At 61.5% G+C, this 25,465-nt stretch carries 32 protein-coding genes; 13 read left to right on the plus strand and 19 right to left on the minus strand.

The genetic code is table 11. The features are described from left to right. Window positions 1-2: 2 nt before the first annotated feature. From V5N47_RS07785 to thpR, 11 genes are all read right to left on the minus strand, one after another. The gene (locus V5N47_RS07785; protein ID WP_338726657.1) at window positions 3-560 is read right to left on the minus strand and encodes a magnesium transporter; all 558 of its coding nucleotides are present in this window, start codon (window positions 558-560) and stop codon (window positions 3-5) included. Further along, a complete protein-coding gene (locus V5N47_RS07790) occupies window positions 561-1,139 on the minus strand; it encodes a magnesium transporter (RefSeq protein ID WP_338726659.1) in 579 nt (192 codons plus the stop codon). A 46-nt stretch (window positions 1,140-1,185) separates the two neighbouring features. Continuing rightward, entirely contained in the window at window positions 1,186-2,574 is a 1,389-nt protein-coding gene (locus V5N47_RS07795; protein WP_338726661.1) for a signal recognition particle protein Srp54, read from the minus strand. 60 nt (window positions 2,575-2,634) lie between these two features. Then, window positions 2,635-3,855 carry a signal recognition particle-docking protein FtsY gene (gene ftsY, locus V5N47_RS07800; RefSeq protein WP_338726662.1) on the minus strand — a complete coding sequence of 407 codons (1,221 nt, stop codon included), beginning with the start codon at window positions 3,853-3,855 and terminating at the stop codon, window positions 2,635-2,637. A 6-nt stretch (window positions 3,856-3,861) separates the two neighbouring features. Next, window positions 3,862-4,317 (minus strand): prefoldin subunit alpha, encoded by a 456-nt coding sequence (gene pfdA / locus V5N47_RS07805; RefSeq protein ID WP_338726664.1) that lies wholly within the window; start codon window positions 4,315-4,317, stop codon window positions 3,862-3,864. After that, window positions 4,314-4,505, minus strand: coding sequence for a 50S ribosomal protein L18Ae (rpl18a, locus tag V5N47_RS07810; protein WP_338726666.1), 192 nt, complete (start codon window positions 4,503-4,505; stop codon window positions 4,314-4,316). Before rpl18a ends, pfdA begins: the two co-directional genes overlap by 4 nt. A gap of 114 nt (window positions 4,506-4,619) precedes the next feature. Then, complete coding sequence (locus tag V5N47_RS07815; RefSeq protein WP_338726667.1) at window positions 4,620-5,285, minus strand: translation initiation factor IF-6; 666 nt, start codon at window positions 5,283-5,285, stop codon at window positions 4,620-4,622. Window positions 5,286-5,289: 4 nt separating this feature from the next. Further along, a complete protein-coding gene (locus V5N47_RS07820) occupies window positions 5,290-5,568 on the minus strand; it encodes a 50S ribosomal protein L31e (RefSeq protein WP_338726668.1) in 279 nt (92 codons plus the stop codon). A gap of 2 nt (window positions 5,569-5,570) precedes the next feature. Further along, a complete protein-coding gene (locus V5N47_RS07825) occupies window positions 5,571-5,723 on the minus strand; it encodes a 50S ribosomal protein L39e (RefSeq protein ID WP_276245889.1) in 153 nt (50 codons plus the stop codon). Between the two features lie 66 nt (window positions 5,724-5,789). After that, on the minus strand, window positions 5,790-6,587 hold the full coding sequence (locus V5N47_RS07830) for a ZIP family metal transporter (protein WP_338726669.1): 798 nt from the start codon (window positions 6,585-6,587) through the stop codon (window positions 5,790-5,792). A 61-nt stretch (window positions 6,588-6,648) separates the two neighbouring features. Then, window positions 6,649-7,200 carry an RNA 2',3'-cyclic phosphodiesterase gene (gene thpR / locus V5N47_RS07835; RefSeq protein ID WP_338726671.1) on the minus strand — a complete coding sequence of 184 codons (552 nt, stop codon included), beginning with the start codon at window positions 7,198-7,200 and terminating at the stop codon, window positions 6,649-6,651. Between the two features lie 84 nt (window positions 7,201-7,284). Between thpR and V5N47_RS07840 the strand changes: the two genes are divergently transcribed. The 4 genes from V5N47_RS07840 (at window position 7,285) to V5N47_RS07855 (ending at window position 10,597) form a co-directional block, all read left to right on the plus strand. After that, on the plus strand, window positions 7,285-8,019 hold the full coding sequence (locus tag V5N47_RS07840) for a tetratricopeptide repeat protein (RefSeq protein WP_338726673.1): 735 nt from the start codon (window positions 7,285-7,287) through the stop codon (window positions 8,017-8,019). Beyond that, complete coding sequence (locus V5N47_RS07845; protein ID WP_338726675.1) at window positions 8,016-8,309, plus strand: DUF424 domain-containing protein; 294 nt, start codon at window positions 8,016-8,018, stop codon at window positions 8,307-8,309. Before V5N47_RS07840 ends, V5N47_RS07845 begins: the two co-directional genes overlap by 4 nt. Window positions 8,310-8,445: 136 nt before the next feature. Next, complete coding sequence (locus V5N47_RS07850; protein WP_338726676.1) at window positions 8,446-9,699, plus strand: cysteine desulfurase; 1,254 nt, start codon at window positions 8,446-8,448, stop codon at window positions 9,697-9,699. A gap of 478 nt (window positions 9,700-10,177) precedes the next feature. Beyond that, window positions 10,178-10,597 carry an iron-sulfur cluster assembly scaffold protein gene (locus tag V5N47_RS07855; protein ID WP_338726677.1) on the plus strand — a complete coding sequence of 140 codons (420 nt, stop codon included), beginning with the start codon at window positions 10,178-10,180 and terminating at the stop codon, window positions 10,595-10,597. 73 nt (window positions 10,598-10,670) lie between these two features. Here the strand turns inward: V5N47_RS07855 and radA are convergent, their stop codons facing one another. The 3 genes from radA to htpX form a co-directional block, all read right to left on the minus strand. Continuing rightward, window positions 10,671-11,705 (minus strand): DNA repair and recombination protein RadA, encoded by a 1,035-nt coding sequence (gene radA, locus V5N47_RS07860; RefSeq protein WP_338726678.1) that lies wholly within the window; start codon window positions 11,703-11,705, stop codon window positions 10,671-10,673. Between the two features lie 124 nt (window positions 11,706-11,829). Beyond that, a complete protein-coding gene (locus V5N47_RS07865) occupies window positions 11,830-12,435 on the minus strand; it encodes a hypothetical protein (RefSeq protein WP_338726679.1) in 606 nt (201 codons plus the stop codon). Beyond that, window positions 12,436-13,326, minus strand: a complete 891-nt coding sequence (htpX, locus tag V5N47_RS07870) for a zinc metalloprotease HtpX (RefSeq protein WP_338726680.1) — start codon at window positions 13,324-13,326, stop codon at window positions 12,436-12,438. 106 nt (window positions 13,327-13,432) lie between these two features. On the opposite strand from htpX, the gene V5N47_RS07875 reads away from it, so the two are divergent. Together V5N47_RS07875 and V5N47_RS07880 are read left to right on the plus strand one after the other, a co-directional pair. Further along, window positions 13,433-14,542, plus strand: coding sequence for an NMD3-related protein (locus tag V5N47_RS07875; RefSeq protein WP_338726681.1), 1,110 nt, complete (start codon window positions 13,433-13,435; stop codon window positions 14,540-14,542). Next, window positions 14,535-15,536: a class I SAM-dependent methyltransferase family protein gene (locus V5N47_RS07880; protein ID WP_338726683.1), complete on the plus strand. Its 1,002-nt coding sequence runs from the start codon at window positions 14,535-14,537 to the stop codon at window positions 15,534-15,536. The genes V5N47_RS07875 and V5N47_RS07880 overlap by 8 nt, the downstream gene beginning before the upstream one ends. A 1-nt stretch (window position 15,537) precedes the next feature. Here V5N47_RS07880 and V5N47_RS07885 read toward each other — a convergent pair whose 3' ends face one another. Both V5N47_RS07885 and V5N47_RS07890 read right to left on the minus strand, forming a co-directional pair. After that, the gene (locus V5N47_RS07885; protein ID WP_338726685.1) at window positions 15,538-17,382 is read right to left on the minus strand and encodes an ATP-dependent DNA helicase; all 1,845 of its coding nucleotides are present in this window, start codon (window positions 17,380-17,382) and stop codon (window positions 15,538-15,540) included. Window positions 17,383-17,425: 43 nt separating this feature from the next. Next, complete coding sequence (locus tag V5N47_RS07890) at window positions 17,426-17,623, minus strand: hypothetical protein (RefSeq protein ID WP_338726686.1); 198 nt, start codon at window positions 17,621-17,623, stop codon at window positions 17,426-17,428. 204 nt (window positions 17,624-17,827) lie between these two features. Here V5N47_RS07890 and V5N47_RS07895 point away from each other — a divergent pair, with 204 nt between their 5' ends. The 4 genes from V5N47_RS07895 to V5N47_RS07910 are packed head-to-tail and all read left to right on the plus strand — an operon-like array spanning window position 17,828 to window position 22,338. Then, the gene (locus tag V5N47_RS07895) at window positions 17,828-19,780 is read left to right on the plus strand and encodes a beta-propeller domain-containing protein (protein ID WP_338726687.1); all 1,953 of its coding nucleotides are present in this window, start codon (window positions 17,828-17,830) and stop codon (window positions 19,778-19,780) included. A gap of 39 nt (window positions 19,781-19,819) precedes the next feature. Continuing rightward, window positions 19,820-20,692 (plus strand): YkgJ family cysteine cluster protein, encoded by an 873-nt coding sequence (locus tag V5N47_RS07900; protein ID WP_338726688.1) that lies wholly within the window; start codon window positions 19,820-19,822, stop codon window positions 20,690-20,692. 25 nt (window positions 20,693-20,717) lie between these two features. Next, a complete protein-coding gene (locus V5N47_RS07905; RefSeq protein WP_338726689.1) occupies window positions 20,718-21,623 on the plus strand; it encodes an NAD(P)H-binding protein in 906 nt (301 codons plus the stop codon). Further along, window positions 21,616-22,338, plus strand: coding sequence for a hypothetical protein (locus V5N47_RS07910; protein WP_338726690.1), 723 nt, complete (start codon window positions 21,616-21,618; stop codon window positions 22,336-22,338). Before V5N47_RS07905 ends, V5N47_RS07910 begins: the two co-directional genes overlap by 8 nt. Here the strand turns inward: V5N47_RS07910 and V5N47_RS07915 are convergent. Continuing rightward, entirely contained in the window at window positions 22,316-22,492 is a 177-nt protein-coding gene (locus tag V5N47_RS07915; protein WP_338730283.1) for a DUF5786 family protein, read from the minus strand. The genes V5N47_RS07910 and V5N47_RS07915 overlap by 23 nt on opposite strands. 133 nt (window positions 22,493-22,625) lie before the next feature. Here V5N47_RS07915 and V5N47_RS07920 point away from each other — a divergent pair, with 133 nt between their 5' ends. Beyond that, window positions 22,626-23,627, plus strand: coding sequence for a DUF5784 family protein (locus tag V5N47_RS07920; RefSeq protein WP_338726691.1), 1,002 nt, complete (start codon window positions 22,626-22,628; stop codon window positions 23,625-23,627). Here the strand turns inward: V5N47_RS07920 and V5N47_RS07925 are convergent. Beyond that, window positions 23,624-23,914 carry a DUF2795 domain-containing protein gene (locus tag V5N47_RS07925; RefSeq protein WP_338726693.1) on the minus strand — a complete coding sequence of 97 codons (291 nt, stop codon included), beginning with the start codon at window positions 23,912-23,914 and terminating at the stop codon, window positions 23,624-23,626. The genes V5N47_RS07920 and V5N47_RS07925 overlap by 4 nt on opposite strands. A 132-nt stretch (window positions 23,915-24,046) precedes the next feature. Between V5N47_RS07925 and V5N47_RS07930 the strand changes: the two genes are divergently transcribed. Beyond that, the gene (locus tag V5N47_RS07930) at window positions 24,047-24,856 is read left to right on the plus strand and encodes a PHP domain-containing protein (protein ID WP_338726695.1); all 810 of its coding nucleotides are present in this window, start codon (window positions 24,047-24,049) and stop codon (window positions 24,854-24,856) included. A 7-nt stretch (window positions 24,857-24,863) separates the two neighbouring features. Continuing rightward, complete coding sequence (locus V5N47_RS07935; RefSeq protein WP_338726697.1) at window positions 24,864-25,019, plus strand: DUF6757 family protein; 156 nt, start codon at window positions 24,864-24,866, stop codon at window positions 25,017-25,019. A gap of 12 nt (window positions 25,020-25,031) precedes the next feature. Here V5N47_RS07935 and V5N47_RS07940 read toward each other — a convergent pair whose 3' ends face one another. Beyond that, complete coding sequence (locus V5N47_RS07940) at window positions 25,032-25,367, minus strand: ferredoxin family protein (RefSeq protein WP_338726699.1); 336 nt, start codon at window positions 25,365-25,367, stop codon at window positions 25,032-25,034. Window positions 25,368-25,465 lie beyond the last annotated feature (98 nt).

Genomic DNA, 25,465 nt, shown 5'->3' on the forward strand with positions numbered 1-25,465 from the left:
GTTCAGATAAAAATGCGGACGACGAGAAACAGGATGATGACCCCAAGCACGTCAGAGGCGTTCGTGACGACGGGAATCACCACGTCGTCGGGGTCCAGTTCGAAGCGGTAGGCTGCGTACGTCGCGATGAAGGTGATGACGACGGCCACCACCGCGAGGGTCGCCCCGCTCGTCACTGAGACGAGCAACACCGTCACCATCGGGAGGTCAGTGCCGACAGTCAGCCACGCGAGCACCCACGCACCGACGCCAACCACGGGGAAGACGGTGAGCGCGAGGCCGATTGTCGCAAGCGCGTTCCCGAGGAGGGTTTCGTCCGCCCAACCAAAGGAGAGCAGTCCGAGGTGAAATGCCGTCGAGAGTCGCGCGGCGAGGATACTTCCAAGATTCCCGGCGGTGCCGATGGTGACGGGGACGAGCACGAGCAGTGTGGGATACCGAAGCAGCGTGGTCTCGAACGTTCCGAGGACCAGCCCACTGCCGATTTCAACGAGGGTGAGCGGGAGTAAGACGGGGAGCATCGCACGAGTAATCGCCTTGACGGTCCACTCGGTGGGCATCTACCCACCCCCCAGCGCGAGGACGGTTCGCACGGCGAGCAACAGAAAGGCGAGACCGAACACGTCACCGGTCGTCGTCACGACGGGGCCAACGAGCGTGTCTGGATTGTGCCCGCGACGGTATCCCGCGAAGACGACGGTCACGACAACCCCCGAGAGCGCAATTCCAGAGAGTAGGCCCGCGATGAGCGCAATTGCGAGTAACGTTCCGAGCGGTGCGACCGGTCTCGATAACCCGCCGAGGACGAAAAACGTGAGCGACGCCGCGAACAGACTGGCTAAAATACCGTTGGCCATCGCTGCCGCCACTGCCGACTGGAGTCTGCGGTCGCCGTTGAAGACGTGGGGTTCGACAAGCCCTTGATGGAGGCCGGTTGCGAGGCGCGCCCCGAGCGAGCCGTAGACGTTCCCGCGGGTGGCGAGGAGGGCGGGAATCAACACGAGAAGACCGGCGACATCCTGCAGTTCGGCGCGCATCCCGCTCAAGACAACCCCGGCGAACAGGCCGCCCGCAACACTCGCAGTGAGCGCCGGGAGGGCTTCCCGGTACGCCTCTAGTGCGATGTCGCGGGCACTCATGGTCTGACTGTGCGCCCGCAGGGATAAAAAACCAGTTTACGGCGACTCAGAACGGCCCCATGCCGCCAAGCCCGCCCATGCCGCCACCGCCCTGTTTCTCCATCCGCTTCATCATCCGCTGCATGTCGCCGTCGCCCATGCCACCGAACTGCTTGAGCGTCTGCTCCATCATCTTGTGTTGTTGGAGCAGTTCACGCACCTTCTCCTCTGAGGTGCCAGAGCCACGAGCAATGCGTTTGACCTGGCTCGCGCTGATAGAACGGGGGTTCTCCAACTCGTTTTCGGTCATCGAATCCATGATAAACTCGAAGACGCGCATCCGGTCTTTGGTCACGTCCATCGCGTCGTCAGGGAGCTGGTCTTTCAGCCCGCCACCGAGGCCGGGAATCATGTCGAGCACTTGGTCTAACGGCCCCATCTTGTTCATCGCCTGCATCTGGCGGCGCATGTCGCGCAGGGTGAACTTGCCTTTCAGCATGTCCTCCGGGTCCCAGTCGTCGTCTTCGTCCTGGGTTTCCGCCATCGCGCGCTCGACGCGCTCGGTGAGTTGCTTCAGGTCGCCCATCCCGAGCAGCCGAGAGATGAAGCCACTCGGCTCGAAGCGTTCGATGTCTTGGACCGTCTCCCCCATCCCGAGGAAGGCAATCGAGGAGTTCGTCTCCTTGACCGCGGTGAGCGCACCCCCACCTTTCGCCGTCCCGTCGAGTTTCGAGATGATGACGCCGTTTATTCCAACCGACTCGTCGAACTGCTGGGCCTGCTCTTTTGCGCCCTGCCCGATGGCCGCGTCAAGCACGAGCAGCGAGCGGTCCGGGTTCACAGCCGCACGAATCTCCTCAATTTCTGCGATGAGGTCGTCCTCTAAGGCGTGGCGACCGGCCGTGTCCACGATTTGCACGTCGGCGTCGCTCGTCGCCTCGAGGCCCTCGCGGGCGATTTTGACAGGGTCTTCTTCGTCAGGGTCGCCGTAGAAATCGACTTCCGCCCGGCGGCACATCTCTTTGGCCTGGTCGTAGGCACCCGGCCGGAAGGTGTCGGTCTGGATGACCGCGGGGCGCAGGCCTTTCTTCGAGAACCACCACGCCATCTTCGCGGCGGAGGTCGTCTTCCCCGACCCCTGCAGCCCCGCGAGCATGATGGTCTGTTTTTCGAGCGGGAGTTCCGTGCTCTCGCCGACGAGGTCTACGAGTTCTTCGTAGACGATTCGCAGGACGTGGTCGCGCGCGGAGGTGCCTCCCGGCGGTTCTTCCTCCAGTGCGCGTTGTTTGATGTTGTCGGAGAGTTCCATCACGAGGCCGACATCGACGTCGGCCTGCAGGAGAGAACGCTGAATCTCCTTGACGATCTCCTCGACATCCTCCTTGCTGAGACGAGATTTACCGCGGAGTTTGTCGAGGGTGCCCCGAAGGGAACTCCCGAGATTGTCAAGTACCATGTTACGCGAGCCTAGGCGGTCGAAGTGATAAAGGCTTTTTCTCGGGCGGTGGCCCCGAGATTATGCGCCAAGGAGGCGCTCGAGCATCTGTTCGGGGTCGAACCGCTCGATATCGTCGTACCCCTGCCCGACGCCGAGGAAAAGAATTGGCTTGCCCGTGACGTGTGCGATGGAGATGGCCGCGCCGCCGTTCGAGTCGGCGTCGGCTTTCGTCAAGATTGCGCCGTCGATGGCCGCGGCGTTGTTGAACGTCCGGGCGCGCTCGACGGCGTCTTGTCCGGCCACTGCTTCGTCCACGAAGATAGTCATGTCCGGCCCGACGACGCGGTCGATTTTTTCGAGTTGCGCCATCAGGTCGTTGTTCGTGTGCAATCGACCGGCGGTGTCACCGAGCACGACGTCGATGTCGTTTGCCTTCGCGTACTCGACGGCGTCGTAGATGACGGCCGTCGGGTCGCTGCCCTGGTCGTGGGTGATGATTTTCTTCTCGAGGAGGCGCGCGTGCTCTGCGAGCTGCTCGTTTGCACCCGCCCGATACGTGTCGCCGTTCGCGAGGACCGTCGAGAGGCCCTGCTTCTCGAAGTACTTCGAGAGCTTGGCGATGGAGGTCGTCTTCCCGACGCCGTTTACACCGGTGAAGATGATGACGACGGGCTTGTCCGCCTCCCGAACTCGCTGGTTGAAGTCAAACTGCCCGACGCTAATCACGTCGTAGAGTGCGTCGTGCAGGGCTTCTTCGACGATGTCGCCCGTCGATTGCCCGCGGACGCGCGTCTCGCCGACGAGTTTCTCACGGATGCGGTCTAAAATCTCCTCTGCGACGTTCATCTCCACGTCGCTTTGGATGAGCGCCATCTCCAGATTCCAGAGCGGGTCTTCTAAATCCTCTTCGTCGATGACGACTCGACCGGTGGCGAACAGCTTCGCGCGCTCGCCGAGGCTTCGACCGTTCGTTTCCTCGGCTTCATCGGCCTCGCCGTCCGGTTCGACTGCCGTCTCTCGCTCGGATTCGGCGGCTTGCGCTGGCTCGGACTCCGCTTCCGGTTCAGCCTCCGCTGGCTCCGGCTCTGTGTCCGTTTCCGGCTCAGACTCCGGTTCTGGCTCCGGCGTCGCGTCTGGTTCGACAGATTCCGGTTCGGACGCGGCGGCGTCCTGCGCCGCCTGCTCCTCGACTGCGTCCGTATCGGCTGCTGGCGAGTCGTCGGCGTCTGCTTCGACTTCGGCCGACTCCTCGACGTCCTTTCGGAAGCTCGAAAGCTTCTCTTTTAGTCCATCGAACATCCTGCCTTATTCTTCGTCGCCTTCGCCCTGCTGTTGCATCTGCTGCATCTGCTGTTGCATCTGCTGTTGTTGCATCTGCTGGGCCTGCTGCTCTAACTGCGAAGACTGCTCTTCGATTTCTGCGACTTCGTCCTGCAGCTCGCTGATTTCTTCGTCAACCGTCTCCTTCTTGTGCTTCAGCGTCTCGACTGCGTCTTCCTGCTCGCGCTCTGCGGCGTAGCCACCGCCGAGGGTGACGACGACTTCGTCGATGTCCTGAATCTCTGCGCGGAGGTGCGCGCCGCCGCCGAGTGGCACCTGCACCGTCGAGCCGGATTCTAAGAGTTCGAGGGCTTCGATTGCCTCGTCCATCGACTGTTTTGCTTCGCGCTTCTGTTCGATTTCGGCTTCGACTTCTTGGCGCTCTTCGTCCAGCGCTTGAAGCTGCTGGGAGAGCTGCTGCATCTGCTGTTGGGCGCTCATGCTGCGACCTCCTCTGCCGCTTCGACGGAATCAATGGTGATTTTCGTTCGGTCGAGACCGTGTTTCGAGCCGAACTGCGTGAAAATGCGCTCTTGGGCAACGTTCTCGTTTGGCGCGTCGATTGTCTTGGTGTACGACTCCCAGCCACGGCTCGTCTTGAACTGACCAGTCACGGTGAATTGACTCATGGAACAACTTTCGGAGAGCGAGCGGGAAGTATCTTCCCTTCTCTTCACGAGCGAATGTCGCCTCGACTGCAGTGGGGTGCCAAGAAAAGTGGCTCCCGCCCAGCGGGCAGGCAGTTACGCGATGTAGCCAAGGGCGTCTTCGATACGGCCGAGTTCGGGGCCGGTCGTATCTTTTCCGGCGACGTAGCCGGTGTCGTTTGCGATGAGTCCGGAGCCAACGAGCGGGGCACCGTAGTTGATGGTGCCGATGTCGGCGGGGACGCCGAGCAGGGCTTCGATTGCGTCGAGTTCCTGATCGGTCGCTTTCGGGTGACAGAGGACGCCGTTGTTGGTGGCAACCGCCGCCGCGCCAACGGTTCTGACGCCTGCGAGGTCGCCGCGTTCGACGGGCACAGAGAGGCCGTCGCGTACCGCTTCGACCGCCTCATCGCTGAGGTCGGGGTGGACGTACGCACCGGTGTCGTTTGCGAGAATCACGTTTCCAGCGGCGTTGATGCGCCCGGGCAGTTCGTACACCGGGACGGAGACGCTGTCTGCGAGACGCTCGTATTCGTACTCACTGATGCGGCTCGAAACGAGCAGGCCGTTTTCGTTTCCGGTGACGAGTGCGCCGAGCGCGCCCGACCCGCCGACCGTCGTTTGCACTATTTCGACGCCGAGTTCGTCTGCGATGTCGGAGACGAGGGCGTCATCGACGTCGGGGCGAACGACTACGCAATCGTCAGTGGCCCGCGCAAAGATACCGACGTACGCGGAACCAGAGAATGCCGCACGAAGCACAGCGTTACTCTGCCGGTTCGGCTTCGACGATGCGAGCGCCGTCCTCTTCGAAGCGTGCTGCGCGAACGCGGAGTTTGCGCGGCGGACGCTTCTGACCCTGAGACCAGATGGCCTCGTTGATAGCTGGGTCGAGGCGGACGTCTTCTGCGTCGACTTTGAAGTTCTTCGCGAGGTGTTCGCGGATGATTTTCATCGCGCGGTTTGCTCGCTGGTGCTTTGCTACTGCCGTCACGTCACGAAGCGGCACCGTGATGATGCGCTCCTCGAAATCGCTTGCGCTCATGATTATTCGTCAGTGTCGCTTCGCCGCCAGCTGCGGCGCTTGTAGTTCTGTCGGACTTCCATGTCCGTCTTCATCATGACCCACGCGGGAACGCGCGTGTTCTGGCGAGTGAGTTTGGCCAGGCGCTTTTTCTTGGCCTTCGACTTCTTGCCCATAGTACACGGGCGTACCCCTTGATGGCTTAAATTCTTGTTCCTTTGACTCTGACCACCCTCACTGGTTCAGATGAACGCGAGGGGAACCATGATGAGCACGCCAATCACGAGCCCGGAGACGAGCTCAGTCCGCCCACCGCCGGGCACTGCCTTGCCCAGTTCGAGCGCCTCGGGGATGAACTCAGAGAAGACGAGGTAAATCATCGCCCCTGCCGCGAAGCCAAAGCCGAAGGGAAGGAACTCGCGGGCGATGCGGACGAAGTAGAAGGCGAGCACCGCACCAATCGGCTGGGGAAGGCTCGAAAACACGGCCCACCAGACCATCCGCCACTTCGAGACGCCCATCGACTGGAGCGGGATGGAGATGGCGACGCCCTCGGGGATGTTGTGAATCGAGATGGCGACGGTCATGAAGATGGCGAGCAGCGGCACGCTGAATCCGAGGAGAGAGAAGCCACCGTCTAAATTCAAATCGGCGAACGAGACACCGATGGCCACGCCTTCTGGAAACGAGTGGACGGTGAGAATCCCGAGAATCAACAGCAGTTTGCGAAAGTCAGCCTGCTCATAGCGCTTTGGCGAGACTTCGACTCCCGAGATGATGCGGTGGCTCACGATGACGAGCACGACGCCCGCGAGCAGTCCAATCCCGAGTTCCATCGGTGTCCCGTTCGCAAGCCCCTCGCCGATGAGCCCGAACAGCGACGCAGATATCATGATACCCGACGCAAGCCCCCACAGCGCGACGTTCCATCGGTCGCTCACGCGGTCGACCAGAAAAAACGGCAACGCACCGATGCCCGTCGCCAGCGCGGTGATGAATCCCGCGACGAACACCAAGGCGAGATTCTCGAAGAAACCCATACGCCTCCTTGTGCTGGCGCGGGCTTAAGAATTATCACACAGTTGAAGAGTTTTGGCTGGCCTAAATCAGTTCGACGCGCGAGCGCGTGACGTATATCGGGCCGTCGTCCGCAAGCAGACTCTCTTTGAGTCGCACCTCGGTCACCTGCATCGACCCGGCGTGAACGTCGGCTTCGAGTGCGCGCTGTACCGTCTCTTTGCCGCCGCCGTGGCGCATTCGCCCGAGGGTGACGTGCGGCGTAAATTCGTGGCTCTCTGGTTCGAATCCCTCTTCGATGAGGCGGCGCTCGATTGCTTCGTAGAGTCGCGTGAGTTCTTCTGCACCCTCACCCACGCCGAGCCACACGACGCGGATGTACTCTGCGCTCGGAAACGCGCCAAGCCCCTCGAACGTGGCGCGGAAGGGGCGGATGGCCGCGGTTCGCACCGCGTCTTCGAGGGCGGCTTCGATGTCACCAACGCCCTCTTCGCTGACCTCACCGAGGAATTTCAGCGTGATGTGGGCCTGTCCGGGGGCCACGAGGTCGAGGCCGCTCGCCGCCGAAAACGGTTCTTGGGCGGCGGCCACCGTCTCTTCGAGCCCTTCCAGGTCGATGCTCACGAACAGTCGCATACCCAATCGTTCGCCGGTCGAGACGATTACTCTGCGGGTCACTGTGGCGTAGCCCTTAATGCGCGTGATTGCCTACGCCCGGCAATGACCGACCCCGACCGCGACCACCACCGGTTCTCGGAGGGACAGGGATTCTCGGACCCGTACGACGAGTTTGACCTCGACCCACCCGAACTGAAAGTTGACCCTTCGAAGGTTGACCCGGTTGACGCGCGCGTCCTCACCGACCTGCTCGACCAGCGCCAGCTCGCGACAGACAACGTCGATGCGCCACAACTGCTCGAAGTCGGCCTCGGCTACATGCAGATCAACCGCTACGAACAGGCGACCGACGCCTTCGGGCGGGCCGCACAGTTCGCAGACGACGACCTCACCGCCCAAGAAGCGTGGGTGAACAAGGGCGTCGCCCACGCCGAACTCGAAGAGTTTGACGAGGCAATCGGCGCGTATCAGGAAGCCCTCTCGCTCGACGACCGCTCAGAACACGCCGCGAGCGCCGAGACCAACCTCGCCTACGCGCTCTGGGAGTTCGGCCGCCCAGAACAGGCACTCGAACACGCAGAACGCGCCGTCGAAATCGACCCACGCTTCCCACAGGGCTGGTACAATCGCGGCTTCTTCCTCCTCGAACGCGGTCTCGCAGACGAAGCGCTCAACTGCTTTGACAACGCCGTCCGCCTCGGCTTCCGGAGCATCGACCTGTTAGAAGAGAAAGCCCGCGCCCACGAGAAAGTCGGCGAAGACGACCTCGCAGAGCAGTTCGCCACAGAGGCAGAAGAGCTGCGCCAAGAGGCAGAACGCAAACTGGTCGACGAATGATTGTAAACGAGCGCGAAACCCCGGAAGGCTTGCTCGTCTCTATCTGCGATGCGGACATCCTCGGCGAGACGTTCTCCGAGGGCGATGTCACCATCTCGGTGAGCGAGAGCTTCTACGGCGGCGAGGAGATGACCGAAGCGGGAGTCATCGCAAGCCTTCGCCGGGCAACGGTCGCAAACATCGTCGGCACGCGCTCGATTGCGCTCGCGGTCGAACACGGCTTCGTCGATGAGAGCACGGTGCTCACGATTGGCGACACCCGCCACGCACAGGTTCTCCGTCTCGGCTAACCGCTCGATTTCACGGTCCCTCTCTGTTTTCGTTGTCCCCACTCTCCCGCCGTCTCACGGCGTTTTCGCGCGTTTCAGCCGTCGAAGCAACCGCCGACCGAAGGAAAGTTCAGTCTCCGCTTCTAACTCTCAGCCAATGGGAACCCAAGAGTCAGCACCACTCGACGTCGCGCGTTTGCGGGAGGATTTCCCGATTCTTTCGCGGACCGTCGGGGACGACACGCCGTTGGTGTATCTCGACAACGCCGCGACCAGTCAGACGCCAAACCGCGTCATCGACATTTTCGGAGACTACTACCGGGGGTATAACGCGAACGTCCACCGGGGCATCCACTATCTGAGTCAGGAGGCCTCCATCGCCTACGAGGAGGCCCACGACCGCGTTGCGGAGTTCGTCGGCGCGGACGGCCGCGAGGAGATGATTTTCACGAAGAACACGACCGAGAGCATCAACCTCGTCGCCTACGCGTGGGGGCTGAACGAACTCGGTGAAGGCGACAACGTCGTGCTCACGGAGATGGAACACCACGCCTCGCTCGTCACGTGGCAGCAGATTTGCAAGCGGACGGGCGCGGAGGTGCGCTATATCCACGTCACCGACGACGGGAAACTCGACATGGAGCACGCGCGAGAACTCATAGACGACGACACCCAGATGGTGAGCGCCGTCCACATCTCGAACGTCCTCGGGACGGTGAACCCCATCTCCGACCTCGCCAAACTCGCTCACAACCACGACGCCTACATCTTCGCAGACGGCGCACAGGCCGTCCCGAACCGCCGCGTGGACGTGAAGGATTTAGACGTGGACTTCTACGCGTTCTCGGCGCACAAGATGTGCGGGCCGACGGGCGTTGGTGGCCTCTATGGCAAGAAAGCCATCCTCGAAGACATGGAGCCGTTCCTCTACGGCGGCGAGATGATTCGGAAGGTCACCTACGAGGATTCGACGTGGAACGACCTGCCGTGGAAGTACGAGGCGGGGACACCACTCATCGCGGAAGGCATCGCCTTCGCTGAGGCGTGTGACTACTTAGATGACATCGGGATGGACAAGATTCAGGCCCACGAACACCAACTTGCCGAGTATGCGCTCTCGCGCTTTGCAGAGTTCGATGACGTGACCACCTACGGGCCGGGTCTTGGCGAAGACCGCTCTGGGCTCGTGGCGTTCACGCTCGACAGCGTCCATGCCCACGACCTCTCCAGTATCGTCAACGACTACGGTGTGGCCATCCGCGCGGGCGACCACTGTACGCAACCGCTCCACGACCGACTTGGCATCTCTGCGTCGGCTCGTGCGTCGTTCTATCTGTACAACACGCGCGACGAAATCGACGCGCTCGTAGACGCCGTAGACGCCGCTCGCGAACTCTTTGCTGATATCTAATCGGTTCTACTGGCTTACAAACTTTTGAAAAACGCGCACGATAAACCCCAGACACCCCTCCTTGTTTCCGCTCCCATCCCCATGAGCCAGTGTGGTAAATCGTTCCCCAACGAGCCACAACGGTTCACCCCCATGAACCTCCCCCCTGTTGCTGTATGATCCTTTTCGCGCCCCCCACGCGAACTCGGTCTGAAACCGAGACAGACTCAGCAGTTTGCTGCAATTCCCCCTAATTTCCCTCAGTTGATACCTCATCCCAAGAACTCGGAATCTCTGGTATCAACCTAATAATGAACCTAATAGATAATAAAGCTATTGTTAATTTATCATTCTTGATAAGTAGAATCTGGGGCTTTCAGACTTTATTCCACACACTATCGGTTATTGATGTATTTATATATATTTTTCCAGACTGTTTCTACACGCACGTTTTTGGCTGCGGAATCCTTTTAGGGCGCTCTCTCATACTCAGGACAATATGGGACTGGGTTCGGACATGTACCGACAGCAGATTCTCGACCACTACAAAAACCCGCGTAACTACGGGAATTTGGAGAATCCGACGTTCACCCACGTCGGCGAGAATCCGCTGTGTGGTGACGAGATTAGTATGGACGTCGTCTTAGACGAGGACGAGGAAACGATCGTCCGCGTTGCCTTTACTGGCGACGGCTGTGCCATCAGTCAGGCAAGCGCCAGCCTCCTCTCACAGAAACTGCCGGGGATGACCGTAGACGAACTCGAAGCCTTAGACCGCGACGACATGATCGACCTGCTCGGCGTTGACATCAGCCCGATGCGCGTAAAGTGCGCCGTGCTCGCAGAGAAAGTCGCCCAAGACGGTGCGGAGATTTACTTCGGCGAGAAAGAACTCGATAAGACCGTCACCGAAGAGTAGTCGCGCACGCCGAAAGCAGTTGTTTTCAGTTTTCACTCACGGGAGCGACGCGAACGAGAAAAATAGAGCCGGCTTATTCTGGTTTCAGCCCTTCGCCTTCGACGCGCATGACCGCTTCGCCGTCGGGGAGGTTCGGGGCGTCTACGAGGCGGACGATACGCTTCGTCCCCTTCGACTTGCGCAGGTACATCCGGAACGTCGAGGTGTGGCCAAGGATGTTCCCACCGATTGGCTGGGTTGGGTCGCCGAAGAACGAATCGGGGTTCGAGGAGACCTGATTGGTCACGAGCACGGCGGTGTTGTTGAGGTCGCCAACGCGCATCAGGTCGTGGAGGTGTTTGTTGAGTTTCTGCTGGCGCTGGGCGAGTTGGCCACGGCCAACGTACTCAGCACGGAAGTGGGCGGTAAGCGAGTCCACACAGAGCAGGCGCACCGGCCACTCGGTGTCCTGTGAGTCGCCTGCGATCTCCTTTGCTTTCTGGGCGAGCAGCATCTGGTGGTTCGAGTTGAACGCCTTCGCGACGTGGATGTGGTCTAAGAAGTCCTGGATGAGCAGCTCCATGGCTTCGTCGTCGCCGGGGGTGCCCTCGATTTCACGATTCTCCATGGCCGCGGCGAGGATTTCGTCGTCGAGGCCGCGGACCATGTCGTCGATACGCTCTGGGCGGAAGGTGTCCTCAGAGTCAATGAAGATGGCGCTGCCACCGAGACCGCCGAACTCGCGGGGAAGCTGGACGTTCACCGAGAGCTGGTGGGTGATCTGGGACTTCCCGGCACCGAACTCGCCGTACACTTCGGTGATGGATTGTGTCTCGACACCGCCACCGAGGAGTTCGTCTACCTCTGGGACGAGCCAGCTCAGCTTGCCGATTTTCTGGCGTCGTTCGAGCACCGAGGAGCCGGTCTCGAAGCCGCCGATGTCCGCGGTTTTGCGCGCGGCGTTGATGATGTCTGCGGCGGTTGACTCGCCGATGTCCGCGGTGTTCGACAGTTCGCCGGGACTTGCGACTGCGATGGATTGGAACGTGTCGAACCCGGCTTCGATAAGTTTGTCTGCGGTTGCCGGACCGACACCAGGGAGACTCTCAAGATCGACGTCTTTTGCCATACTCCGTCCTTTTTCTCACAGGGGTATAAAGCCTCGTTAACAGGAAGGTGAAAGTGAAACTGCCGGGTGTTGAACTGGTGGTTTCGCCTCCCACGCAAAACTATTTCCACGAAAACTCAGGCCGTTATTCCCACGGGTGGCGACCCGGCGTACTCGGCCAGAGCGGATACCAGTACTCTTTCTCGGGTTCGAGTTCGAGCTCGCCATCGAGGACGCTTTCGAGTTTAAACTCGACGCTCGAGTCGTGTTCGCTGCTCCCTTTTGGCGCGAACGGGTAGTACGCTCCGCGCCGGAACGAGTAAATCCAATAGGCTGGTTGGCCGTCTTTCTCGAAGCCGAACAGCGCGGCGAGCAGGCGCGAACCGTAGTCGCGCTCGATGAACGTGTCCGCGGCGAAGTGGATGCTCGTCACGAGGTCTTCTGGGTCGTCGTCTTCGAGCACCACCCACTCGTAGCCGTGGTCGTCTTTCTGGAACGATACGTCCGTCCCGGTCTCTTCTTTTCCGGCGTGGAGGATGTCGTCCACCTCGCGCACCGTATCGGCGAAGTCGGTGTTATCGACGCCCGCAAAACAGAGCGCAGCCTGCACGGCGGGGTCGAAGCCGAGGTCTGCTTCCATCGTGAGATACGCCGTACTCATGCCGAACAGGTCGTCCGGGTCTGCGGCGCGCATCGAGTCGGCTTCGGCGCGCATCCCGAGCACTTCGCGGAGCGTGTCGAGAAAGCCCATCTATGCGAGTTCCATCTCGCGTTCGAGTTCGCGGAGTTTCTCGATGCGCTTTTCCATCGGCGGGTGCGTGCTCGCAATCCGCCCGATGAAGCCGCTCTTGATGGGGATGATGAAGAACGCGTTCATCTCAGCCTGTTCGCGCAGGTCTTTCTGTGGGACGCGCTCCATCCCGCTCGAAATCTTCATCAGCGCAGAGGCGAGCGCAGAGGGCTTGCCCGTGATGATTGCGCCGCCGCGGTCTGCTGCGTACTCGCGGTAGCGCGAGAGCGCGCGGATGAGCAGGAACGACACGACCCAGACGACGAGCGAGACGAGAATGGCCACGATGACCGGCGCGCCACCGCCGTCGCGGTTGCGGCCGCCACCACCGAACAGCCAGCCCCAGCGGACGATGAGGAACGCAATCGTCGAGAGGAACGAGGCGATGGTCATGACCATCACGTCGCGGTTTTTGATGTGCGCGAGTTCGTGGGCGAGGACGCCCTCTAACTCGTCGTCGTCGAGCGTGTCCATGATGCCCGTGGTGACCGCCACGGCGGAGCTCTTCTGTGAGCGCCCCGTCGCAAACGCGTTTGGCACGCGCGAGTTTGCGATGGCGATTTTCGGTTTCGGGAGGTCGGCCTGCTGTGAGAGCCGGCCAATCATTCGGTGGAGTTTCTCTGCCCGAGGCCCATCGTTCTCATCGACGACCTTCGCGCCCATCGTGTAGAGCGCCAACTTGTCGCTGAAGAAGAACTGGGCGAACATGAAAATCCCCATCATCATGACGATGAGAATGAGACTGTCAAAGTACAACGTCAACACGCCGATGAAGACGATGTAGAGGGCAAACAGCAGGAACATGGTGAGCGCCATGCGCCCGCGCAGGCCCCAGTCTGGCTTCCAATTCATGGCTGGTCGTAAGTGACTCGCGAACTAAAGCTTCCCTGTTATACCGTCGCACGGTTTGCCCGGCGTGACGCGGCGTTTTTACCGCCTGAACCGCGTAGAACTACCAATGACCGATTCGCGCGCCTTCTGTCCACGCTGTGGGGAGACGATGGCCCCACCCGAAGAGCCCCGTCCGGGTGAGCCAGTGGACCCGGACGCGAAGCTCTGTGACGATTGCTACTTCGAGAACTTCGAGTTCGTTTCTGCCCCAGACCGCATCGAGGTGCTCGTCTGTGCCCACTGCGGAGCGCTCCACCGAAAAAGCGCGTGGGTGGACGTTGGCGCAGACGACTACACCGACATCGCCATCGAAGAAGTCTCGCGGCATCTGCAGGTACACATCGACGTCGAAGACGTAAACTGGGTGGTTGAACCAGAACAGGTAGACCAGAACACCATCCGGATGCACTGTTATTTCACCGGCGTCATCCGCGACACGCCCGTCGAAGAGGAGGTGATGGTGCCCGTCAAAATCTCGCGCCAGACCTGTTCTCGCTGCGGGAAAATCGCCGGGAGCTACTACGCGAGCACCGTCCAGATTCGCGGGCGAAATCGCACGCCGACTCCCGAGGAGATGAATCGCGCAGAGGAAATCGCAAACGAAGTCGTCGCGAACATGCAAGACACCGGCGACCGCGAGGCGTTCATCACCGAGACCAAACGCACCGACGACGGCCTGAACGTCAAGGTTTCGACCAACAAAATCGGGATGAAAATCGCCCGCCGGGTGGTAAACGAGTTCGGCGGCTCCTACTCCGACTCGGAAACGCTCGTCACCGAGGACGAAGACGGCAACGGCGTCTACCGCGTCACCTTCGCCGTCCGCCTGCCGCCGTTTACCCCCGGTGACGTTATCGACCCCGACGACGACGATGGGCCGGTGCTCGTAAAGAGCGTCCAAGGCCACCTGAAAGGCGTTCGTCTCACCACGGGCGACCCGTTCGAAGCGCCCTTCGGCGACGAGGAAGCCGCGAGCGCGAAGAAGGTCGGCTCGGCTGACGACGCCGAAGAAACCACGCTCGTCACCATCGAAGACGAACACGCCGTACAGGTGTTAGACCCGGAAACGTTCGAGTCGAAAACCATCTCGCGGCCGTCGTATCTCGACCCCGACGCCGCGATGGTGCCCGTCCTCAAGAGCCGCGCCGGCCTCCACATCCTCCCCGACGATGCGTGACCTCGCGGCCGTCGTCGCAAAACCCGACGCGGAAGCCGCTATCGCCTCGCTCAAAGCCGAAGGCGTCTACGACGACGCGCGAAAAGTCGTCTCTCACGACGACGAGGCCGTCGAACTCCCGATTCTCACCGCCCCGAGCGAAACCGCCGTGTTCGACGTGATTCGCCAAAAAACTCCAGCGCGGCGCACTCGAACCCTCGAAGACATTCTCGCCGCAGATGGCTGGACGGACGCGGAACTCGAACTCGCGCCCACCTCGTGGGCGGTCATCGGGTCGGTCGTCCTCGTCAAACTCGCTGACGACACGCCACGCCCCGAAGAAGTCGGCGAGGCACTCCTCTCGCTCCACGGCGAGGCGGAAACCGTCCTCTCACGCGAGGGCATCTCGGGTGAACTCCGCGAACCGTCTTCCACGGTTCTTGCGGGCACGGGCGACACCGAAACCATCCACACCGAACACGGCACGAAGTACGCACTCGACCTCTCGCAGGTGATGTTTTCGCCGGGCAATCAAGCAGAGCGTGCCCGGATGGGTACGGTCGTCGAACCAGACGAGCGCGTGTTCGATATGTTCGCCGGCATCGGCTACTTCACCCTCCCGATGGCCCGCGCTGGGGCACACGTCACAGCGACAGAACGCAACCCGAACTCCTTCAAATTCCTCGCCGAAAACGCCATGCTCAACGACGTGACCGACCGCGTGGACGCCATCCTCGCAGACTGCCGCGACGTGGACGTGTCCGCAGAGCGCGTCGTGATGGGCTACTACGACGCCCACGAGTATCTGGACGCCGCGCTCGCCGCACTCGAATCTGGAGGGACGCTCCACATGCACGCGACGACGCCCGAGAAACTCCTCTGGGACCGCCCTATCGACCGACTCACCGACGCCGCCGAGAAAGCGGGCCGCTCAGTGGAAGTGCTCGACACGCGCAAAGTCAAAAGTCACAGCGAGGGCGTCTGGCACGTCGTCGTAGACGCGCGAATCGACTAGACTACTCGCTCCAGATGTCGGAAAGCGGGTGATCTTCGAACGACTTGTTTTTCGAGTTCCCTTTTCGCCGCGAGCGTGAGCCACCTGACTGCGACGACCGGGACGCAGACGAGGAGGTAGACGACGAACCCGATGATGAACCAGACGATTGTGTTGAACTGCGCGTCGGCGGCCGTTTTGCCTGCCGCGAGGGACTGCCGAACTTCTCGCCCGCAGCGGCTTTCCCGTCGAACTCGGGAAGGTCGGGGACGCTCATCGCATCCACCTGCTCTTTGAACCACGGTGGCATGTCCGATTTCGCGCGTTCGAACAGGTCGAGTAAACTCGAATCCGCGAGATAGGTCGCGCCGTAGTCGTCTGGCGCTCTGACCACCCGGCCACAGCCCTGAATCACGGTGCGGAGCGCGGCGCGGTGATACCACGCCCACTGTCCCTCTTCGAGGCGACGAGCCACCCGCGAGTCTGCGGTGTTCAAGTATGGTGCTTTACAGAGCACCTGCCAGCGCGCGAGGTCGCCTTTCAGGTCGAGCGCCTCTTCCATTTTCACCGAGAGAAACACGTCCGGGTCGTCGGTTGCCTTCCAGATCTCCAAGTCCTCGTTACGATTTTCGCGGCTGTGGGCTTGGACGCGACCACTCACACCAAACTCCCCAAGCATTCGCTTTAACTCGGCTTGAATCGCGTACGAGTGGGCGTGAACGATGCCCTTCTTGTCGGGGTGTTTTTGCATCAATTGGACGATGAGACGGGCGATTTTCGGGAGCGTCTGCTTTCGGTGCTCGTAGGTCATCTTCCCCTGTGTCACGTCGTAGAGCCGCCGGTTTTCGAGCGGGAACGTGTGGGGCACGTCCACCAGTGCGACCTTCTTCGGGTCGAGACCGACCTGCCGACAGAACGCCTCCCGATTGAGAATCGTCGCCGAAAGGAGCGCGAACTTGGTGCCTCTGTCCCAGACGGTGTGGCGAAGATACCGTTCCGGGTTCATCGGTTTGATGGTGACGCCACCGCCCTCGCCGTCCGGTTGGTCGACCACCCACGTCGTCGGGCTCTCGGGGTTGCGATAATCTTCAACGAACCACTTCAGGTCGCCAATGAGCTTTTGCAGGCGGTCGCGCTCTGCGACCTCTTTGGGTGAGAGTTCGATTTTTCGGATGAGTTCGTCCTTCCGGCGGGTGCAGATGTCTTTCACCCCATCGGCGAACTGCACGGCGCGGTCGAGGCCGTCTACTTCGGGAACCTTCAGGTGCTCCCAGACCGGGACTGTGCGGGGCTGGAGGTCGATAGTCGCGTACATTTCTGCCCACTCTGCGAGGCCGTGGGCTTCGTCTATCACGACCACGTCACGCTGGCCAAACGCTTCGGTGCCTGCGGTCTGCATGAAATAGGCGAGCGTCATCGCTGCAATCGAGCGATTCGCCGCGATGGCGCGGTCAGAAAAGTACGGACAGCGGTGTTTGACATTGCAGTCAAATCCCTTCTCGCGGGCGCAGGGCGCTTGATTGACGGGCGTGGTCGATTCGCCCGGTAGGATGCACTTGTAGTTGCCTTTCCCGCGAATTATCTGTAAATCTTCGAGGAGCGCGTCGCCCGACACGTCGTCTAATTGCGACACCTGCGGGGTGGTGTAGTACGCCCCAATCGGCCGGGTCGGGTCGCCTTCGCCCGGTTTGCGGGCACACCCGGCGATGGCGCGGGCGAGCAGCGACTTGCCACTGCCCGTGGGGGCGCGCACGAGCACCACGTCGTTGCCCGCCTCGTAGGCCTGCTTGATGTCGAGGAGCGCTTGCTTCTGGGCACCGCGATACGACGGTGCAGGAAACTCGTCTAAAATGCGCTCCGGGTTCACGGTAGAACGCTCTGCCCGCGCGGGGAAAATACCACCGAACCCACTAGAGCGCCTCTACGTCCTCCGCGGTGGCGGCCGCCGGGAGCTGCTCGATGCACTCGAAACAGAGGAAGTACTCGCGGCCGTCTTCGTATTCGAGCGTCATCCCGTCTGACGGCCCGTAATCGAACGACCAGAGGTCGCCAATGCCGCCGGCTATCTTGACTTTGCGCCCGCACGCCTCACACGACCGTCGTGCCATACCCCATTGACTCGCTCCATGGGTAAAGCAATATCCCGTCTTCCACCCACCCAATCTCTCGTCCACCGATTTTTCACCAATATCGACACATTGCGGTCGAAACCGACCGCAAGCGCGATAACTCAAACCGGTATTTGATGTTAGGCAATCGCTATTTGAGTCTCTCTCCTTACTACATCCTGAGCAGTTCGCTCAGAGACTACCATGGTTCGCCTAACGCCGTTTCGCATCGTGACGCTCTCGCTCGTGGTACTGGCCACGACGGGGATTCTCGTCGGTGCGATGTTACCCGCCTTAGACCGCCCGGGAGACACCCCGAATCCAGACCCGACGCCCGCCGCGCTCGAACGCTTCGAGTCGCAAGCCGCCTTCCAGCAGTATCTCGAAGCCGGACGCGCACGAAGCAGTAGCTACGGCGGCTTTGGCGGCGGCGACGTGGCCGTCGAAGAGGCCCGCGCAGATGGGGCAGAGGGCGCGCCGTCGCCCACCACGAGCCAAGGCGGTGACGGCGGCGGCAACGACGCCGCTCAACCCGACCGCGTCTCTGGCACGAACGTCCAAATCGTCGGCATCGACGAACCCGACATCGTGAAAACTGACGGAACGCACCTGTTCGTAAGCCAAGGCCAGTACTACTACTATTACGAGCGGTCTGACGACGACTCGTACAAAGAGCCGGAAACGAACGTCGTGAGCGCGCTCCCACCAGAACAGGCCGACGTGGTCTCGAAGATTGATGCCTCCGGCGAACTCCTGCTCGCAAACGACACGCTCCTCGTCCTCGGCGGCGACCGCATCACCGCCTACGACGTGTCTGACCCTGAAAACCCGCGCCAGTCGTGGGAAAAACAGGTGAACGGCTACGTCCACACCGCCCGCCTGATGGACGGCACGGTGTACCTCGTTGTCCAGCAGAACATCAACTACGGCGAACCCTGCCCGATCGAACCCCTCGCTGGCGTGTCCGTCCGGTGTACGGACATCCTCCACCCGTCTGAGCCGATGCCAACCTCACTCACGTACACCGCGATGGCCCTCTCCCCTGACTCTGGTGACGTGACCGACCAACTCGCCTTCGTCGGCGGCTACGCCTCCGTCGTCACGATGTCCGAAACCGGCATCTACCTCACCTACTCTGAATACCCGAGCCAGGGCGACATCATGCTCGACTTCCTGCTCACCGACGCTCGTGACCTGCTCGACCAGCAGACGGTCGACCGGTTAGAGCGTCTCGAAACCTACGACCTCTCCGACCACGCGCGAACCGTCGAAGTGCAGGCAATCCTCCAGCAGTGGTACGCCTCGCTCTCCCAGCAAGAACGCGAACGCCTCGCCCAGCAGCTCGAACAACGCGCCCAGACCTACGTCGAAAAGCACCAGCGCGAGTTCATCACCACGAGCATCGTGAAAGTCGCCGTTGAAGACGGCTTCGAGGTGACGGCGACGGGTGCGGTTCCCGGCACGCCGCTCAACCAGTTCTCGATGGACGAACACGAGGGCAACCTCCGCATCGCCACGACCATCTCCGCACCGTGGTTCCTCGGCGCGCAGACCCAGTCGGTCAACGACGTGTACGTCTTAGATGAGTCGCTTTCGACGATTGGCTCGGTCCAAGACATGGGCGAAAACGAGCGCATCTTCGGCGTCCGCTTCGACGGTGACCGCGGCTACGTCGTCACCTTCCGCCAAATCGACCCGTTCCACGTGTTAGACCTCTCTGACCCACAGAATCCGACGCTTGAGGGCGAACTGAAGCTGCCGGGCTTCTCGTCGTACCTCCACCCCGTGGGCGAAGACCGCGTCCTCGGTGTCGGCCAAGACAACGGCTCGGTGAAGGCCGTCATGTTCGACGTTTCAGACCCCACCAATCCGACCATCGAAGACGACCTCATCCTCGATGACCGCTGGTCTGCTATCCAGCAGAGCCACCACGCGTTCCTCTTAGACGCGAAACACGGCGTGTTCTTCCTCCCCGGAATGGAGGAAGGCCACATCGTCGCCTACGAAGACGGGCTCTCCATCGAGAAGTCGGTAAAAATCGACAACCCACAACGTGCTGTCTACATCGGTGACCACCTCTACATCATCGGCTCCACTGAGATTGTGGTACTCGATGAGACGACGTGGGACGAGGTCAACCGCATCTCCCTCCGCTGACGCCGCTTCTTTTTACCCCGTGGTACCGTGGGTCACGCTATGCGCGTGAACTGCGAAGGCTGCGCCGGATGCTGTATCGACTGGCGCGCCATCTCCTCGACGACGCTCGACCACGAGCGACGCGGCCCGCGCCAACCGCTCGATGACGTGTACAATCTCGTCCCGCTTCGCCGCGAGGAGGTGCGGCGCTTTCTCGACGCGGGCTACGGCGACGCGCTCGTGCCTCGGCTCTTTCAGGACGAAAATGCCGCCGACTCGCGGGTCACCGTCGATGGAATCTCGCTCGCCGCAATCGAGAGCGGCCCGGCCTTTTTCGTCGGCCTCCGCAAACCGCCAAAACCGGTGGCTCCCTTCGACACCGACCAGACGTGGCTGCCGACGTGCGCCTTCCTCGACCCCGACACGCTCCAGTGTCGCATCCACGCGAGCGACCTGTATCCCGAAGAGTGCGCGGTGTATCCGGGGTACAACCTCGCACTCGACTACGAAACCGAGTGCGAGCGCGTCGAGACGCTGTTTGGCGGCGAGCGCCTGCTTGAGCGAACGCCGACCGACGCCCGACCGCTGTTCGGCCGCCACGCGATTGGCGAAAAGGTGTTCGTCCACCCCGATCCCGACCGACTCTCGGGAACCATCTCCCGACTCGCCACCCGTGAAGCGACCGACGAAGACCGCGCTGAGTTTCTCGCCGTGGCGGCCGCCTCGAGCCCGGGAACGACGGCGATAAACGAAGCCAAGTACGAATCTGCCCGCGAGCAGGCGCTCGCGGCCGATTCGTGGGCCGGGCAGGCAATCACTGAGTGGACCGAACGTGCTGGCGAACTCGGGACGCCTGCGCCGCCCGACCTCGCGGCGCACGTCGAACTGAAACGTGGCGCACCCAAAACTCCCGGCTGGGACACAGATAATTAAGCCGTCTGCGAGACTTCTTAGCGGTATGAACATTCTGGTCACCGGCGCAACGGGATTCGTTGGTCGTCGACTCGTCCCTGCGTTGCTCGATGCTGGCCACAGCGTGCGCGTCCTCGTCCGGGATGCTGCGAGCTACGACGCCCCCGCGGGCGCGTCCGTCTTCGTGGGCGACTTGCTCGACCCGTGGAGTCTAGACGACGCTGTGGAGGGCATCGACGCCGCCTACTACCTCGTTCACTCGATGGGTGCGGGCGACGACTTCCGCGAGCGCGACCGGCGGGCAGCCCACAACTTCGAGCGCGCAGCGAGCAGCGCGGGCGTTTCGCAGGTCATCTACCTCGGCGGCCTCGGCGAAGACCGCGACCACCTCTCAGACCACCTCCGGTCGCGCCGCGAAGTCGAACTCGTCCTCCGCGAGGGCGACTACGACCTGACGACGCTCCGGGCGGCCATCATCGTCGGCGACGGAAGCGCGAGCTTCGAGATGGTGCGCCAACTTGCAGACCGCCTGCCCGTGATGGTCACCCCGCGCTGGGTGAACACGAAGTGCCAGCCCATCGACATCGACGACGTGATTGCCTACCTCGTGGGCGTTCTCTCAGTCCCTGAAACCGCGGGGGAAACCTACGAAATCGGCGGCCCGGACGTGCTCACCTACCGGGAGGTGTTAGAACGCACCGCCGAGATTCAGGGTCACGACCTGACCATCATTCAGGTGCCCGTGCTCACGCCGACACTCTCTGCGTACTGGCTCGACCTCGTGACCGACGTGCCCGCCAGCGTCGCCCATCCGTTGATTCACGGCATGAAAAACACGGTCGTCGTCACCGACCACCGTATCGAGAACCTCGTTTCGGTGCCGGGAACGCCCTTCGACGACGCCGTCAGGAAAGCCCTCGGCGAAGACACCGTCGAGGTCGTAGATGGGTGAGCCACCGTCGACGTACGGCGACTCGTGGGTGTACGAAAGCATCGTCGGTGCGTTGCCCGGTGTCAGCCTCTCACCGTTTCGCTCGGCGGTCGTCCAATTCGTCCTCTTCGAGGGTGGCTTGTTCGTCGTCGCGGCGCTCTATGACCGCTGGAACGCGATTCCAGCGGGGACGGCCGCCATCACCGTCGCCACGGTCGGGAGCCTCGCGATGAGCCGGATTGCAAACCGCATCCGCACCGCAGACGTCCCGCGAACCTACCACAGACTCCTCTTTGGCCCGAACGTCGAAGTCGTGCTCGCGGTGCTCGCGTTCGTCGCCTTCGTCACCTACCTGTTCACGTTCGATACTGGCGGGGAGTCTCTATTGGCCCAGGTGTTGGGTGAGTCGCCGCCCATGCTCGGGGTGTACCTGCTCTTGCTCGTCTGCTGGGACCTCTGCTATCGTATTGGCACGGGCTGGTGGGCGAGCGTCACCGCGCTCTGGCGGTCGTGGACGTACGAGTTCCCCCCAGAACAGGCGCGTGCGCTTTCGCGCGCAGACGGTGAAACGCTCGCCTTCGGACTGTTACAACTCGGTTTACTTCCGTTTGTCACAGCCCAGCCAGTGCTCGTCGCGGCGCTGCTCGGCCACGTCGTGGCGATGGTGGTGGTCACTGGCCTCTCTCTGTTGTTACTGCGAAAAAACAGGCGCGTTACTGCTGTTTCATCTTCTTGAACTGTTCGAGCAACGCCGCAGCCGAGTCACCTGAATCGTACTCGACTTTGCCCTCGTATCGAACGCGTGTGTCGTCTGTGTTGTCGGCGTTGACACTGCTGGCTTTTGCTTCGCGGCGCATGTGTTCCTGTTCGTCATAGGCACCCATTGACATGCGAAATACACTCATACCTTGCGGGTTTTTCATTATCAATGTATCGGTACTTGTCTTTTTGCTGAAACAGGCTGGTTCAGTGACCAGTCAATTGTTCGTAACCCGTATGCACGTTCGCCCCGTGTAACCACCTGTGGCAGGTCCGCTTCGCTTCCGGCGATCACCCCAGCAGTGGTCCGAAAAGCGGGTGCGCCGGGCACTGCTTTCTGAACTCGATGAGACCATGGGCGCGACCATGTCCGGGTCGTGGTTCAAACCACCCGGGGGGTACACGGCGTGCCGCTTTACGATGGACAACGGCGACTTCGCGCTCTTTTGTTGGACCGACAGCGAGGCCTACTGGCTCGGCAACACCCAAACGCCGAGCGTCCTCTGGCGGACGGACAAGTACTCGTTCGACGAAGTGCCCTATCCCGTCGCCCGCTGGGCGCAGCGCGAACTCTTAGCCGACCTGAAAGACACAGACCCGTGGCTCGCAGGCTACGACCACGTCGCGTGGTACTTCCTCCCCGTCTTCTTCTCGAAAGACGGCCGCGAAACCACGCGTCGGTACTTCTACGACCACTCCTCTGGATTCCCGGACGCAGACCGTGACGAGGCCATTCAGTTCTACGAAGACCTCTTGGACACCGGATTGCTCGACGAGTATCGCTACACCATGGCGTCGAAACTCGGGACGAGCGCCCGCCTCGACCAGACGCGCATGGACGCGACGATGGGCGAGTTCAACGCCGCCCGTCTCCTCATCGACGCTGGTTACGAGTTAGTGCCCGAAATCGACGTTCACACCGGACACACCCTCGACTTTCGCGCCCTCAAAGACACTGAGGATGTCATCGTGGAAGTCACCCGCCCGCGCCCGCCGACCAAGCGGGTGGCGAACACGCCCACGGCGGCCGTCCGCGACACCGCGGCAACGAAGACGAACGGCCAACTCAGCGAGCACCACGACGCCGTCCTCTTTGTTGACTGTACTTCGTTCCGCGACGACGAGTGGAACGCGGTCGCTGGCGAGCAACCGAACGTCCACCACGAACCAGCCGTCGTGTTCAGAGCACGACCCGACGGCTCGTTCAGCGGCTACAAAAAAGGGGCCGTGCCGCTCTCGCTTGACGGCGTGATTGACTGGGCCTAGAAGGAGACGGCCTCAGGACTGTTCTCGCCGATGTCGAATGATTCGCGATCAGAGTAGTAGCGCCGACCAACGCCCTTGTGGCTCACTGCTTGGAACGCCGCGAGCTTTGCGTCCTCTGCGTCGGTGAAGGTTTCGTCGGCTTCGTACAGGCCGAACACCTCGCCGAACGTCTCTGCACCGTTTGCGAGCTTGATTTCCTCGTCGCCGTACTGCTCGACGAAGTCGCCGGAGGTTGTTGGGTACGTCTGGGCTTCGATGAGTTCGCTTGCACCGTTGTTGAGTCTCATACCCAATCGTGCATGAAGAATAATTATAACTGTTGTCCATGTATGACTATTGATTCTTAATGGTCTTTAAGGAAATATTACTGACATGCACCCACCAGAAGGGGTATCCCCCTCCCCTGCGTGGGGTTTTCCATGCCGGTTGCAGACCTCCACGTACACACGACGGCGTCTGATGGCACGATGGCGCTCGATGACGTACCCCGGGCGGCGACGCTCGCGGAACTCGACGTGGTGGCCATCACCGACCACGACCTCATCCATCCCGGGCTGTCTGCGCCCGTGACCCGCCGCGAGGACATCACCTTCATCCGCGGTATCGAACTCCGAGTTGACGCCGGAAGCTTCGATATCGACCTGCTTGGCTACGCTGTCGAGCCAACGGACGCGCTCGTCTCGACCCTTGAGACGATTCAGCAAAACCGCCTCGAACGAGCCAAAGAAATCGTCGCAGCCGTCGAAGCCCGCCTCGGGGTCTCGCTCGACATAGCGTACACATCAGGCGTTGGCCGCCCACACATCGCCCGCGCCATCGAAGCAAGCGACGCTCCCTATGCCTACCAAGACGCCTTCGACGACCTCATTGGCGACGACGGACCGTGTTTCGTCCGCCGGGCGGCGATCCCCTCGTTCGAAGCCGGTGCCCGTCTCCTCAAAGACGCCTGCGCCGTCGTCAGCCTCGCCCACCCGTTCCGGTACCCCCACCCCGAGAAAGCCCTCACACTCGCCGCCTCGCTCGACGCTGTCGAGGCGTACTATCCCTACGACCGGCCCGTAGACGACGCGCTTCTCTGGGAGGCAGTCGAAGCACACGACCTGCTCGTGACCGGTGGCAGCGATGCCCATATCGACGTTCTGGGGAAGGAGACGGTGTCGGGCGCGGAACTCGACCGCCTCTGCCAACGTTTGTCAGGGTCGGAGCCTTCAACTGCTAGCGAAACGTAGTCACTATATGCGCTGTCACTACTGCGACCGAGAGGCTGCCTTCGCTGTCGAAAAAGACCGCATGAAGGTTGGCCTCTGTGAACAGCATCTGCGCGAGCGAATGCGCGAACTCGCCGACGCGCAGGCGTTCGGGGCGCTGCCTGACGGCCTCGATTCGAAATAACAGTCGCTTTTCTTACCAGCCGCCACCGGCCTGTCGGCCAGCGTCAACGTCGATTGCATCGACCGGACACACGTCTACACAGAGCATGCAGTCGATACACTGGGCTTCTTTTGCCGGGTCTGCTTTCCGCTCACTTTCGGGGTGGCCGGGGGTGTCTACCCACTCGAACACGTCGACGGGGCAGTCTTCGAGACACGCGCCGTCTTCGAGACAGATGTCAAAATCAACTGCGACGTGGGTTCCGTGGATACCGAGTACTTCGGGTTCATCGACGGGACCCCACACGTCGTGGCCGTTGTGTTCGTCCACTACCTCGCGGTTTTCGTGGAACTGTGGGTCAATTGCCATGCAGATGAGATTGTCGGCAGGCCACTTAAAACCATGTTAATACCTAGCGGAGACGCACGCTTTCCGGCGGTTTCCGGCGCCTTCGCTCGCTCGAATTG

The organism is Haladaptatus sp. DJG-WS-42 (assembly GCF_037198285.1).
In the GTDB taxonomy this organism is placed as follows: Archaea; Halobacteriota; Halobacteria; order Halobacteriales; family Halococcaceae; genus QDMS2.